12 protein-coding genes are annotated in these 13,947 nt (G+C 47.6%); all 12 read right to left on the reverse strand.

The window, feature by feature from the left end:
• Positions 1-5: 5 nt before the first annotated feature.
• Positions 6-1,232, reverse strand: coding sequence for a glycosyltransferase family 4 protein (locus AC3IUA_RS21885; protein ID WP_489356988.1), 1,227 nt, complete (start codon positions 1,230-1,232; stop codon positions 6-8).
• A 4-nt stretch (positions 1,233-1,236) separates the two neighbouring features.
• Positions 1,237-2,367, reverse strand: a complete 1,131-nt coding sequence (gene wecB, locus AC3IUA_RS21890) for a non-hydrolyzing UDP-N-acetylglucosamine 2-epimerase (protein ID WP_489356989.1) — start codon at positions 2,365-2,367, stop codon at positions 1,237-1,239.
• Between the two features lie 300 nt (positions 2,368-2,667).
• Entirely contained in the window at positions 2,668-3,786 is a 1,119-nt protein-coding gene (wbjC, locus tag AC3IUA_RS21895; RefSeq protein ID WP_489356990.1) for a UDP-2-acetamido-2,6-beta-L-arabino-hexul-4-ose reductase, read from the reverse strand.
• 3 nt (positions 3,787-3,789) lie between these two features.
• Positions 3,790-4,824, reverse strand: coding sequence for a polysaccharide biosynthesis protein (locus AC3IUA_RS21900; protein WP_489356991.1), 1,035 nt, complete (start codon positions 4,822-4,824; stop codon positions 3,790-3,792).
• A gap of 14 nt (positions 4,825-4,838) precedes the next feature.
• Positions 4,839-6,152 carry a hypothetical protein gene (locus AC3IUA_RS21905; protein ID WP_489356992.1) on the reverse strand — a complete coding sequence of 438 codons (1,314 nt, stop codon included), beginning with the start codon at positions 6,150-6,152 and terminating at the stop codon, positions 4,839-4,841.
• Positions 6,153-6,176: 24 nt separating this feature from the next.
• Entirely contained in the window at positions 6,177-7,382 is a 1,206-nt protein-coding gene (locus AC3IUA_RS21910) for a glycosyltransferase family 4 protein (RefSeq protein ID WP_489356993.1), read from the reverse strand.
• Entirely contained in the window at positions 7,379-8,632 is a 1,254-nt protein-coding gene (locus AC3IUA_RS21915) for an O-antigen translocase (RefSeq protein ID WP_489356994.1), read from the reverse strand. The genes AC3IUA_RS21910 and AC3IUA_RS21915 overlap by 4 nt, the downstream gene beginning before the upstream one ends.
• 874 nt (positions 8,633-9,506) lie before the next feature.
• Entirely contained in the window at positions 9,507-10,565 is a 1,059-nt protein-coding gene (locus AC3IUA_RS21920; RefSeq protein WP_489356995.1) for an LPS O-antigen chain length determinant protein WzzB, read from the reverse strand.
• A 213-nt stretch (positions 10,566-10,778) separates the two neighbouring features.
• Complete coding sequence (locus tag AC3IUA_RS21925; RefSeq protein WP_489356996.1) at positions 10,779-11,012, reverse strand: lipopolysaccharide assembly protein LapA domain-containing protein; 234 nt, start codon at positions 11,010-11,012, stop codon at positions 10,779-10,781.
• 22 nt (positions 11,013-11,034) lie between these two features.
• On the reverse strand, positions 11,035-11,340 hold the full coding sequence (gene ihfB / locus AC3IUA_RS21930; RefSeq protein WP_489356997.1) for an integration host factor subunit beta: 306 nt from the start codon (positions 11,338-11,340) through the stop codon (positions 11,035-11,037).
• 191 nt (positions 11,341-11,531) lie between these two features.
• Positions 11,532-11,813: a hypothetical protein gene (locus AC3IUA_RS21935; protein WP_489356998.1), complete on the reverse strand. Its 282-nt coding sequence runs from the start codon at positions 11,811-11,813 to the stop codon at positions 11,532-11,534.
• Positions 11,814-12,151: 338 nt separating this feature from the next.
• Positions 12,152-13,846, reverse strand: coding sequence for a 30S ribosomal protein S1 (gene rpsA, locus AC3IUA_RS21940; RefSeq protein ID WP_150640199.1), 1,695 nt, complete (start codon positions 13,844-13,846; stop codon positions 12,152-12,154).
• Positions 13,847-13,947 lie beyond the last annotated feature (101 nt).

The following is a 13,947-nucleotide window of genomic DNA, read 5'->3' on the forward strand; positions in this document are numbered from 1 at the left end:
GAAAACTATTTACGCATTGAAACGCTCTTGAAAATATCCGCGAACCGCCGAACACCTTCACTGAGTGATAGATTAGACCGATAGTACATTTTACCTTTTTCACCCATTTCATCTCGTGACTTTTTATCAAGTTGCTGTAGAGTCTGCGCGGCGTTTGCCAAAGACTCAGAACTTTCCGATTCAGCTACAATCCCACACCCGCTCTGCGTTACCAAATCTGCAGCATCTCCATCCACAGCCATCAAGAGAGGCTTTCCAACTGCCATATACGCTTGAGTCTTCGAGGGAATAGTGATGGTAAATAGAGGGTCTTTCTTTAGATGAACCAACAATGCATCTGCGCTGGAAAGGTAACTCCCTACGACGCTCATGGATACAGACGGCAGAAAAACGATATTTCGAAGGTTACTATTCTGAGCCTTCTGCCTTAATCGCTCTACCTCTACACCCCCACCCAAGAAAATGAACACCAGCTCCACGTTACGCGACTGGAGAATACCAGCGGCTTCGAGCACTGAGTCCAACGCTTGTGCTTTACCCATATTTCCAGCAAACAAGATCTTGAATCTTGAATCTGTTGGAAAATTGGCTGGAAACTCTCTACAGGAAGAGTTCAGGTGATTTTCTGCACACCAGTTGTACACCACATCAATCTTATTTGATGGAACGCCCCGTTCAATCAACAAACGTTTAAAACCTGGCGACAGCACCACCAACCTATCAACATTTTTATAAACAAAAGAGCATACACTCGCGACCAGATTGAGCGCCCTTTCATTAGAAAACATACCAGTAGCGCGCAGGGTGTCCGGCCACATATCCTGGATATCATAAACAACTGGAACGCGTCGAAAAAAACGAACAATTACAGCTACAATCCCCACGGTCAAAGGGGGATGGTAGGCATATATTACATCGGAACGCTTACTAAACAACAACCCATAAAAAAGACTTGTCGCAGCAAAACTTACATAATTTATAATACGTCCGACACCACTTTGACCGTGACTTGGGTAAAGAGGCAATCGCGTCACTCTAACACCGTCAATCATTTCACGCTGGATCAAACGCATCTTGAACCCAGGATAAATTTTTCCACCGGGATAGTTTGGAAACCCCGTAACCACCTCGACCTCAAAACCCTGCTTTACGAGTTCCCGCGCAAAAACCAAGCCTTTGAAGGTCGGTTCCGGGTCAAACCATTGAGTCAGTAAGAGTACGCGAACTGCCATTTACTTAAAACCTTTTCCAAACAACGCGCATGACATAATCACGATAACTATGAATAATTCTGACCACTTTTTCAGCGACGTTTGGCATACTATAATCCTGGACCAATCTTAGAGTCCGCTCCTCATTACGACCTTGATCTTCCAATATTTTAAGCCCCTGCATTACCCGTTCAACCTCAAGTCCAACCATCATTACCGCGGCTTCTTCCATACCTTCTGGACGCTCATGCGCTTCCCGGATATTCAGGGCTGGGAAGTTCAGAATTGAGGACTCTTCATTGATAGTGCCGCTATCAGAAAGTACTGCTTTGGATTCAAGCTGCAGTTTATTGTAGTCTTTAAAACCCAATGGCTTGAGCAGTCGTACATTGGCATGAAAAATAATGCCCATCGCATCAACGCGTTTTTGTGTCCGAGGATGCGTCGAAACAATTACAGGCAATCCGAAATGCTCGGCAGTCTTGTTCAGCACGTCAACAAGCTTTAGAAAATTTTGATCAGAATCAATGTTTTCTTCCCGGTGTGCGCTGACCACGAAGAACTTGCCCGTTTCAAGATTCAAACGCTCCAACACGTCGGAGCTTTTAATCCCGTCAAGGTAATAATTTAGTACCTCGAACATGGGACTCCCGGTTTTAATTACCATATCGGGAGATAACCCTTCCCGCAGCAAATAATCCCGAGCAATGGTGCTATAAGTCAAATTGATATCGGCAGTATGGTCGACAATTCGACGATTTATTTCTTCTGGTACTCGCATGTCAAAGCAACGGTTACCAGCTTCCATATGAAAAGTTGGGATCTTGCGCCGTTTGGCCGGAATGACCGCCATGCAACTGTTGGTATCGCCCAAGACCAACATCGCCTCAGGTTGAACCTCTGCCAACACACGATCCACACTGATAATCACGTTACCAATGGTTTCGGCACCGGTCGCACCCGCAGCGTTCAAAAAATGATCAGGCTTACGGATGCCTAAGTCCTGGAAGAAAATTTCGTTCAGCTCGTAATCGTAATTCTGCCCAGTGTGGACCAGCACGTGATCGCAATGCTGATCCAGAGCGGCCATTACACGCGACAAACGGATGATTTCAGGGCGGGTGCCCACTACAGTAACAACTTTTAGCTTCTTCATATTTTTAAATGTCACCTTTCAAAAAGTGATAGACGAACAATCAGTAACATCCCAGCGTTTCATCACTCGGCCCAGACGATCGAGCGATCAACGTTCAGCAGGAACACCTGTTACCATCAAGGCGCGAGCATAGCCTGACTGTCGCAGCACATGATGACACATCTGAGTCAATTTCTTTGCGCATTGCCTATGCACCGTTCGTCGGTAGTCATTGATACTACGCCCCTGAAAAATCATCTAACTAGCTCCCCACCCCCGGTCGCTTAATATAGACCATCAGAGCAGAGAGCACTTCCAACCCTAGGCTTCAACTCCTACCGGCCGTGCGTACGTATCGGGATGCTCCCGATCAAAGATTTCGTTCGCCCAAAGCATTACGATCATCTCCACATCCCCTGCATTGGTAATGTCATGAGTCCATCCGGGAACAGTCTCGACAATTTCCGGTTGCTCACCGGTTGTGAACAATTCGTAGAACTCACCAGATACAATATGCCGGAATCGAAAGCACGCCTTACCTTTGATCACCAAAAATTTTTCGGTTTTTGAGTGATGATAGTGGCCACCACGCGTAATACCAGGATGAGCTGTGAAGTAGGAGAATTGCCCGCTATCACCTGTCTTGAGCATCTCGACAAAGACCCCTCGAGGGTCTCCATATTTCGGAATCTGATAGGTGAAGCACTCGGGGGTTAAATAACTTACATAAGTCGAATATAGCGCACGCACCAACCCCGTCCCAACTGGCTCGGTGATTAAGGTGTTGCGGCTATCACGAAACGCCTCCAGTTGACTTACCAACGCCCCAACGCTAATGCTGTATTGAGGTTCGACATTAACAAATCGATCATTTACCAATTTACCGTCCATCGCAGCGATAAATTGTTTGATAACATCGTCAATATAAACAAGATTGATAGTTGCTTTTGGATCATTAACTTGAATCGGCAGTCCACGAGTAATGTTATGACAGAAGGTCGCTACAGCTGAATTATAATTCGGACGAGCCCACTTACCAAAAACATTCGGGAGCCTAAACAAATAAACCGGCGAGCCATGCTTTTCCGCCAGCGCTATCAACGCCTCTTCGGCACCACGTTTGCTACTGCCGTAGAGGTTATCCAACTCAGCCTGAATCGACGAGGTATAAAGTACTGGAACCAATTTACCGCATGCTGATACCGCTTCACAAAGGGCACGTGTCAAATTCGTATTGCCACTTTTGAATTCTTCAGGATCCTGCGGGCGATTCACTCCTGCCAAGTGGAACACAAAATCTACGCCGTCCATTAACTTCGGCAACTGCTTGATATTATCGTCCCGAGTGAACAGCACGACTTCAATATCAGTACGTTCGCCCAAGTGTGCTATCAGGTTTTTACCCACGAAACCGTTGGAACCAGTTATCAGCACTTTCATAGTTTACTCCTCTGGCGTCGCGTGTTCACCACGCTGGATGGCGCGCATGAAGTCCAGCTTCAGCAACAAACCCTTCATGCCTTCAACGTCCAATCTTGCAGTGTTGTGCGAATTATAATCTTCTGTACGGGAAATTTTTTCTTCCCCTTGTTCCACGAATTTTGCGTAATTCAAATCGCGCAAGTCAGGTGGTACCCGGAAGTAGTCGCCACGGTCTTCCGCGCAGGCCATTTCTTCACGACTTAGAAGAGCCTCATACAGTTTTTCACCATGACGCGTACCGATAACCTGAATCGGGTGTTCTGGGAGGTTGAGCATTTGTGTAAGCGCTTTCGCAAGAGTTTCTACAGTAGCCGCTGGCGCTTTCTGCACAAACAAGTCGCCGTTGTTACCATGTTCAAACGCGTACAACACCAAATCTACAGCATCCGCCAGAGTCATCATGAAGCGGGTCATATTGGGATCCGTCAACGTCAAAGGCTTGCCGTCGCGAATCTGTTGGATGAACAGAGGAATAACAGAACCACGTGAAGCCATGACGTTGCCATAACGAGTTCCGCAAATCACGGTTTTGTCATCGTCAGCGCTACGCGACTTGGCAACCATGACCTTTTCCATCATCGCCTTGGAAATACCCATTGCATTGATAGGGTAAACGGCTTTATCGGTACTCAAACAAACAACACGCTTTACACCGTTCTGAATAGCGGCTTCCAATACATTTTCGGTGCCCATGACATTAGTCTTCACGGCTTCCATGGGGTGGAATTCGCAGGAAGGAACCTGTTTGAGCGCAGCAGCATGGAAAATATAATCAACACCGCGAGTGGCATTTAGAACACTTTGGTAATCGCGGACATCGCCGATATAGAATTTCAGCTTGGAGTTCGCGTAATACTTACGCATATCATCCTGTTTTTTCTCGTCACGACTGAAGATGCGTATTTCGGCAATATCGGTGTCAAGAAAGCGTTTCAAGACGGCATTACCGAAAGATCCGGTCCCGCCGGTAATCAAAAGTATCTTTTCCTGGAACATAATACCCTCACACATTATTTTTTATAAGCAATTACGGGGAGACTCACATTTTCTGCACCTTGACTCAACCACAACAAAAGCCAAACCCAGAATGCAAAATATGAATCTAACGTTTGCGCCAATTGATTATTAGCTGGCATATACAATACCGCTAAAGACAAGAACAGAAACACCAAGGCTCCGGCATCACTATTCCACAGTACCGCGCTTTTCCAGGAACTCCCCCATAAAAACCCCATAATGACAATCAGTATGGGAACTCCCGGAAACCCTACATCGCTAGCCAACCATGGAAATATGGTTGACCATTGATATTTATCACTCCACCCTGCAGAGCTCACTTTAAATAAATAGCTTCGCTCATACGCCGATTCATCTAAAGCCTTTGTAAATACGCTCATTAGAAAAGCCGAGTGACCCACACCAAAAGTTGACGTAAAATCATCCTTAAGAGCCAAAGACAACCCATAATACCCTTGCGCTACATATGCCGTTAGCATTTCCAGCGCAAAATCTCCCTTTGCATTAAGTGCACTTTGAGATGGAGTCCGGACGGAACAAACTACGCCTTCCGCCACGCAAAAATTGTCGTTCCCTCCCATGCGCGACTCTTTCCGCTCTACAAACAGATAAACAGCTGCCGAGAGCATCACTATCACGGCAATCGACAAAACAAAAAACTTTGATAATTTGAAAGGAAAACGGCCGCGCTCAACGGCTAAACGACATACAGCAATTAGTGCCGCTCCCATGGAAAAAATCAGAAGGTCTCCCGTTTCACGATCTGTTCCTCGCATGAAAGAAAATATCAGAACAGCTGCTATATGCCCTAAGAGCAATAGAACATCAAACCGTCTTAACTCCCTCCATTTTAAAATTGCAAAGGGGACGACGCAATATACAAACGGAGCGAAAACAGCCCTTACAATGGCAACATAACTTCGAACACCGGACTCATTCGCTTCAAGCGCTGCAAGCATCTCCCGGTACGCCAACCCCTGATCGCCGAGAACACTGAAAACCTCCCAAGGCCACTTCCCCGTATATACCCAGGTTGCAGGAAAAACAAGAACAATACTTAGCAAGGCACCGATACGATAAAAAAACCTCCATGAGCTTAATGCTTTGCCTCGACCAATTTTTATTGCCCCAAGGGTAAAACCCAATACTAGAGCAAATAAGCACACAATCAAAAAAAATAACAACACGCCTTCGTTGGTAACAGGCCAGTCAAATGGTCCTATAAAAAAAAGCAATATTGTCAGAGACAGATAGGCCATACCTAGCATCAGAGGAAGATATCGAACCTTTCCGAATACTCTGGACATTAGTCACGCTCCGCAAGCATTTAGTTACACTGCCAAGTCAAGAAGCTGCGACGCAATGTGCTTCACTTCAAATATTTCTTTAAAGCGTACAGGTCCTAGCGCTATCATGGAACGCATTCTGCCCTCATCAATGAGCAAACTCTCGATCGATTCGAGCAACACATTAGGTTCGCCTGCCTCAACGCTAATACCGACACCTAATGAAGTCAAATACTCTCCATAGTCCGTAGATCTCTCTACAGAAGCGACAATAGGCAAACCTACCCTAAGATAGTCGATCGTTTTCGATGGAAAACTAGGAACATCGACATCTCTTACTGTGCATACGAGAGCAAGGTCACAGGATTTAATCAACCCCAGATACTCGGTCCGAGGTATACGCGAAATCCAGATTAAATTTTCACAGCCTTGGGCAATGCATTCCTCTACAAGCGACTCAAGTGAACCGCTTCCAATTACCAGAAATGTTACTGAAGACCCGCGTCTTTGCGCAAGTTTCGCAGCTTCCAGTAAGTCCTCAAGCCCCCGTCCGTGAACGAGCTGTCCTCCAAAGACAACCAGCGGCCGGTGTTGTGGTAAAGAGTATTTTGTACGGATACCAGTACGATCCACTTCAGGTATTGGAGTGTCTTTACCCCAAACTGGGGTGATGCAAATCTGTTGCTCACTACGAATGGGGTAATGAGTACGAAGGTACGCCTCATTGGCAGGTGACATACATGCAACTACGTCGAATCTGCGTATCAGCATCTCTTCGACCTTCCTTGCAACGAAGAAAGATATGCTCGACGAAAACAGACCGATTTGCCGGTGATGATGTGGAAAAAAATCCCACTGAATCAAAATTGATGTGAGCCTTTTATTTCGTGCGAGCGCCATAATTGGTAATGCCATCGTAATGGCCGGTGAAAAAGCGAGCACTGCATCGAAATCGTTTTGCTTGGCAAGTTTTCGCGAAATCCAATAAGCAGAAAATGACGAAAGACTCCATTTCAGGGCGCGAGAAATGAACGCTATCGGAGAAGGTACTAATACGGGTGGGATCGAAATAACCTCGACCCCATTTTGCAGTTTTAGATTTAAGCGAGGGCTTCCGGGCTTTGCCGACCAGTCCAAGCATACAACGGTCACATTGTTTCCAGACTCTTGGAAAGAATCAGCCAATTCATTCGTCAGCCAAGGATCATTTTCGGACAACGAAAACTTCGTACATAACATCAAAATCTTCATGACTGCATTCTCCTAAGCCAAAATCCAAGCCCTACAGCCATGGATACGGAAAGCAATCCGTAAGTAATCACATGTGCATACACCGGGGTCATCGGCCCGAAAATCGTCAAGAGCAAGACAAAAAAAGCAAAAAGCAATATCCCCTGCGCAAATTCGAAGACAATTGACACACGCACAGCACCTCTAGCCATAAAAATAAACGAAATTGCAGACGCAACTGTTCTGAAAATATCTCCAATCATCTGAGGCATAAAATAATCAGTCATTGGAAGAAACTCATCTGAAAAAACCAACCTAACGACAATATTTTTCAGGCTATAAAGTGCGATGAAGCCTAATAGTAGAGCTGACAATAGCCATATCAGACTAAGCTTAAATTCTTTAACTACTAGCTTTAAATTAGCCGCTGCTGCATATCGGGGTAGAACATAGTTTATCAAGACCACGCCTACGAATTGCATGTAAACATCTGACAACTTAATCACGCCTTGCCACAACCCGACCTGTTCCCAGCCAAAACTTTGCGCCATTCCATCACGCATCAAAATTTGTGCAATAGGGACAGATGTGGAACCAACCAGCGCCAAAACAGAAAAAGACAACAGATGACGCATCCTGACTCTATCAACGAAAAATCTTGAATATCGGAAAAGCTCTCTACGGTTTACAACCATAAACAACAGTGCGACAAGGCCGGTCAAGGCCGGCATCAGCATTACCGAATAAGCCGCACCATCGAAACCAAACGAATTGACTGCAAACGCCAGTACAGCCGTTCCAAATATGGTCCCCAGTATATTGACTTTTGCATAGAAACTGCTTTCTCCACGACTGCTAGCTTCCGCCTGCACCAAGCTTCCATAACCTACAATGACTTGAGCCAACCCAAGACCAACAAAAAGCACAGTGAATCCACCCTGCATTAGACGGGTCGAAAGAGCACCGGAGAAAACCATCAGTAAAAAAGCGACAAATGCTGAGATTATTGTTGTAAGCGTGAACGCCGTGGCGAACCAAGCCCGCCCCTCTTTCGAAGAGACTGGTGACTCCGCAAGAACTTTTATGAGGCCGTTCGTTATTCCACCACCCGCGAACATTCCCGTGATAGCGACCAACGTCATGAGCTGGCCAAGCAATCCAAAACCATCCGGGCCCAATTTCCATGCCAATAGCTTTATAACTATGAGTCCTGCGATGGTCTTCACCAGGATCGAGGAGGCGAAATGGATACCCGCTCTCAATCTTGCCAAATTTTACACCTCATTACACTATCCTTATTTACCCGCAGACTGGAGTCGTGCTAAGCAGCCAACGCTCGAATGACGGTATTTTCTGCTCTTCAACCGCATTTGCTTAACCCTCAATTCAGAACATATGACGCCGAAAACACAAAGTGTAGCGCTGTTTTTTTGAGCCAATCAATCGTGAATATCAGCTGAAATCGCATCCGCAAACATTTGCTGATGAGAGATCCTGGTCGCCTGGAGATGGGCAACGGATCAAAGGTTGAATCCAATACATACGCCCAAGTTGAAATGATTCAACGACTGCGACCAAAGCCCTACGAAGCTCCCATACCCTTCTCGACATACCCATGCCGCATCCCCCCCAGCTGTACTGCCCTTCAGCAAGCAGTCTGCGCCGAGCACAAAAGGAGGATTATACCTGCGCTTACGCCATATCGCTGCCATACAATTGACGATATCACCACGAGCTTGCATTCACTCCCTAATGCCCTGCGTAATCGAAGCCTGAGCGCTTGACGCGTCACCCAGGGGTGAAGCGAATGTACGCGATCCACGTTCAATTAGCTCCAGCTTACTGGCGCTCTAAGAAATGGTGAGATGCAGCGTATGCACGCCCTCTCGGTCAACCAACCAGATTGGCACTACTAAAATACCGTTCCACCCTATTGCAGGGCATTCAATAAAATACTGATGGAGTCTGTGGCCCCTAACTTCCGTGCGCATACGTTCGTAGCGTCAAGATTTGCGGAGTCGACCAAAAAAGGGGAGAAGCATTCGATTTCAGACATCGAGGACAGATGGCCGCTTCGTAAAAAACCAAGGTACCTGACGGACTTGCCGCACACTCAATATGGCAAGTCAGTTCAGCGCTCATTTATCAGGAGGACACTTGCATCTCATCCGATCGCAATTGACTGAAATGTCGAGCCAAAACGAAGCACACACCAATCATTACACCGAAGAGCATACTCAATATGACTATCAAAGTCTTTTTTGGCTTTATTGGTCTAGACGATGGCTCAATGCTCCCATCCAGTCGATAGACCGACACATCTAAAAGATTCGAAGACAGCGTTTTGTAGAAACCATACTCCGCCTCAAGACTGCGTAACTGCCCAATGAAGGGATCATCCGACTTTCGTGCCTCCAGATTTTCAATTTCTGCTTTCAGTGCCTTAGTCCCGCGCATGTAGATGAGTTGCCCATCCAGGCTGCCTGCAATTTGAACAGCGGGATTTCCGGAAATAATCGGCGGCTTTTCCAACCCGATAGCTTCCGCTACCCGAAGGGCTTCGCGGAGCTTGGTGATTGTATCCTCCCGCATTTTTTGACTATAATCACGCAAATCGGAAATTTGCCGCTTAAGGTTACGCGCCCTGACTTCAGCTTCATATGCAATGTCTTTCATTATCTCCTGCTTCGCCAAGCTCCCTGCGCGACTCACATAATCTTGTGCCCACTGTGCAGCCTGGACCGGATCGACACTCTGAATAGAAACCATATACCTATCGGGCACATCTTTCGCAGGCTGAGATATCACTATGCTTTTGGAGAGCTCTGAATAGAGAAGATCCTTGCTGCCATTACGCTCTTCCTCACTCAATCCAGGCAATATAACTTCTTGAATAAATGATTGACGGAGAGCCTCCCCCTTTAAGTTTTGCAGAAATATCGAATATACATCCTTAACTGAAAAAGGAGTCAATTCTGCATCTTTGGTTCGGCCAAAATTTATATTTGCGATATCATTTTGAGTAGGAGATATTACAAAAGCTCTCGCCTCGTAAACTGGACGAGTTACAACAACATAGATTATAGCCATCAAAGTCATAACACAGGCAACAGTAAAAATTATCCATTTTTGTAACCAAAGCACACGAAACATACTGGAGAGATGCATCTCGTCAACGCCATTAGATTCTATATTGTTTAGCATTCGTTATACCCACACCTCTCATTTTCAACTTCCTCCCGCCACATTGGTGACAGAGATCATTCTCAAGCATAGTCAAGCCCCCCCCCTAGACCACCACACGAAAGTAAAATATTTCATCATGGAGTAGAGCGAGTAAAAACTATAAACCTCAGTTCACAACTCCTAATACAAAGAACACAACTTCTGTTTACTTATCCCACCAATCAGATCTATTTATCCCCGTCGAATCGAGCTTCGCCTTTGCTTAAACACCATCCCCAACAATGGGCCAAGCGCCATACCTACAAGCAAAAACACTACAATAAAAACTGAAATCGGCAGCGGTGGCGTCGCCACTCCCAAAAAAGAAATCGTAGTTGGCTGCTGATTTTCAAGCATAAAAATCAAAATCGCAACAGCCCCCCCTAGAAAACACAGGGCCAAGGCGGCGCTTTTAAACCTATGCATCCCTCCACCCCCTATGAACACCTTAAAGCTCGCCCTCTTCACCTTCCTCATCCTCATTCACCCGATCCCTTAGCTCTTTACCCGGCTTGAAATGAGGAACGAATTTCCCATCCAGACTGACAGACTGGCCAGTCTTCGGGTTTCGGCCTACGCGAGGTGCACGGTAGTGCAATGAGAAGCTGCCGAAGCCGCGGATCTCGATGCGATCGCCGGTAGCCAGGCATTGGGACATTTGCTCGAGCATGGTCTTGATGGCCAGCTCCACATCTTTGGATGAGAGCAGCCCTTGATGGGTGACAATTCGTTCGATCAACTCCGACTTCGTCATATTTTTCCCTTCTTTTTCAAGCAGCTAGATCAGCGCTTCAAAGGTTTTAGCATGCCCGAAGGATTTTGAACAGCCCGTGTATTGACTTATCTACACAGCGCTTGAGATACCCCGCGCAGGCAAGGAGTAGTGACATTTTTCGAAGCAAAAAGTTTGGGCGCTGGATTCAGGCAGCACGGAATGTTCGCCGCTCATCGGCAGACAACCAGCATGTTGCGTGTGAGATAGCCGGCTGGGTTCCAGCCAAAGGGGTAGTCACTCTCTTCATCTTTGGCATCGCTGGACCTGGTAATGACTTTGTAACCTTGCGCCTTACACTCACGATCCGCGCGCTTGTAGCATTTCTCCCAGCCCGAGCCGAGCCCTGAGCAGTCGATCTCTATGCCGCTAACCCCATGCACCACGTGGGTTTTGGTGGTCGTTGTACAGCCCATCAGAACCAGCACTGCCATTATGAAAATGAGCTTGTTCATGCGCTCCTTATGCAGGGTGACGACCCTACTGCTATGCACAGCCTAGACCAACCCGGAATAGACGGTTGATCCGTTTGCAGGTGCATTGGGCCCCCACCAAAGATCAAAAGATCGCAGCCTGCGGCAGCTCCTACGGGATCGTGTGTTTCCAGGGGTTTAGGGAGGGGTCGGCGAAGATAGCGATCTTTTGGCGGTTGCGAAGGTTATCCAGGAGCAAGATCAAAAGATCGTCCGAACGCGGCCCGAACCTGCGGCAGCTCCGTATTCGGTACACAGCTCAAATCCCAGGCACAAAAAAGGGCGACCGAAGTCGCCCTTTTTCTATGGTCTGACAGAACTTAGTTCTGTTTTTCCATTTGTGCACGCAACAGGTCGCCCAGAGTGGTAGGACCAGCAGCGATGTTATCCGAGGCTGGCTTGTCGCGCAGGCTCTGGATAGCTTCTTTCTCGTCTTCAACGTCTTTCGACTTGATCGAGAGCTGGATTACGCGGCTCTTGCGGTCAACGCTGATGATCTTGGCTTCAACTTCTTCGCCTTCCTTCAGAACGTTACGTGCATCTTCGATGCGGTCACGGCTGATTTCGGAGGCTTTCAGAGTAGCTTCGATATCGGTAGCCAAAGTGATGATGGCGCCTTTGGCGTCAACTTCTTTCACGATGCCTTTAACGATTGCGCCTTTGTCGTTCTCTTGAACGTACTCGGAGAACGGATCGCTTTCCAGTTGCTTGATGCCCAGGGAGATACGCTCACGCTCTGGGTCAACCGACAGGATAACGGTGTCCAGCTCGTCGCCCTTCTTGAAGCGGCGAACGGCTTCTTCGCCCACTTCGTTCCAGGAGATGTCGGACAGGTGAACCAGGCCGTCGATGCCGCCGTCCAGACCAATGAAGATACCGAAATCGGTGATCGACTTGATGGTGCCGGAGATTTTATCGCCCTTGTTGAACTGGCCAGAGAAATCTTCCCATGGGTTGGATTTGCACTGTTTGATGCCGAGGGAGATACGACGACGCTCTTCGTCGATGTCCAGAACCATGACTTCCACTTCGTCGCCGACTTGTACGACTTTCGAAGGGTGGATGTTCTTGTTGGTCCAGTCCATTTCGGAAACGTGTACCAGGCCTTCCACGCCTTCTTCCAGCTCAGCGAAGCAGCCGTAGTCGGTCAGGTTGGTTACACGCGCGGTAACGCGAGTGCTTTCCGGGTAACGAGCTTTGATAGCGACCCATGGATCTTCGCCCAGCTGTTTCAAGCCCAGGGAAACACGATTGCGCTCGCGATCGTACTTCAGAACCTTGACATCGATCTCGTCGCCAACGTTGACGATTTCGGAAGGATGCTTGATACGCTTCCAAGCCATGTCGGTAATGTGCAGCAGGCCATCGACGCCACCCAGATCGACGAATGCGCCGTAATCGGTGAGGTTTTTGACGATACCTTTGACTTGCTGACCTTCCTGCAAGGATTCCAGCAGAGCTTCACGCTCGGCGGAGTTCTCGGCTTCGAGGACGCTGCGACGGGAAACGACAACGTTGTTGCGTTTCTGGTCGAGTTTGATGACCTTGAACTCGAGCTCTTTGCCTTCCAGGTGCGTGGTGTCGCGCACTGGACGGACGTCAACCAGAGAACCTGGCAGGAACGCACGGATGCCGTTAACGTCGACAGTGAAGCCGCCTTTAACCTTACCGTTGATAACGCCCTTGACCACTTCTTCGGCTGCGAAGGCTGCTTCCAGAACAATCCAGCATTCAGCGCGCTTGGCTTTTTCACGGGACAGTTTGGTTTCGCCAAAGCCGTCTTCGACCGCGTCCAGCGCAACGTGAACTTCATCACCGATGTTGATGTTCAGTTCGCCAGCGTCGTTGTGGAACTGCTCCAGCGGGATGAGGCCTTCAGACTTCAAACCAGCGTGAACGGTTACCCAACCCGCTTGGTAATCGATATCAACGATGACTGCGGTGATGATGGAGCCAGCCTGAAGGTTCAGGGTTTTTAGGCTTTCTTCAAAGAGTTCTGCAAAGCTTTCGCTCATTTTAATTCCTGTTGATAAGGGCGAAGAATACGCCCATCTGCCACATCCCAGACGATGTGGGTTACGTTCATATAAAAGAAAAGCCGCAGGACTATGCCTGG

It is taken from the genome of Pseudomonas sp. KH_050, from assembly GCF_057838875.1.

Excerpts from the sequence above, each read along its gene's own strand:
- AC3IUA_RS21885 (WP_489356988.1), bottom strand. The coding sequence starts at position 1,232 with ATGGCAGTTCGCGTACTCTTACTGACTCAATGGTTTGACCCGGAACCG.
- wecB (WP_489356989.1), bottom strand. The coding sequence starts at position 2,367 with ATGAAGAAGCTAAAAGTTGTTACTGTAGTGGGCACCCGCCCTGAAATC.
- wbjC (WP_489356990.1), bottom strand. The coding sequence starts at position 3,786 with ATGAAAGTGCTGATAACTGGTTCCAACGGTTTCGTGGGTAAAAACCTG.
- AC3IUA_RS21900 (WP_489356991.1), bottom strand. The coding sequence starts at position 4,824 with ATGTTCCAGGAAAAGATACTTTTGATTACCGGCGGGACCGGATCTTTC.
- AC3IUA_RS21905 (WP_489356992.1), bottom strand. The coding sequence starts at position 6,152 with ATGTCCAGAGTATTCGGAAAGGTTCGATATCTTCCTCTGATGCTAGGT.
- AC3IUA_RS21910 (WP_489356993.1), bottom strand. The coding sequence starts at position 7,382 with ATGAAGATTTTGATGTTATGTACGAAGTTTTCGTTGTCCGAAAATGAT.
- AC3IUA_RS21920 (WP_489356995.1), bottom strand. The coding sequence starts at position 10,565 with ATGCTAAACAATATAGAATCTAATGGCGTTGACGAGATGCATCTCTCC.
- AC3IUA_RS21925 (WP_489356996.1), bottom strand. The coding sequence starts at position 11,012 with ATGCATAGGTTTAAAAGCGCCGCCTTGGCCCTGTGTTTTCTAGGGGGG.
- ihfB (WP_489356997.1), bottom strand. The coding sequence starts at position 11,340 with ATGACGAAGTCGGAGTTGATCGAACGAATTGTCACCCATCAAGGGCTG.
- AC3IUA_RS21935 (WP_489356998.1), bottom strand. The coding sequence starts at position 11,813 with ATGAACAAGCTCATTTTCATAATGGCAGTGCTGGTTCTGATGGGCTGT.
- rpsA (WP_150640199.1), bottom strand. The coding sequence starts at position 13,846 with ATGAGCGAAAGCTTTGCAGAACTCTTTGAAGAAAGCCTAAAAACCCTG.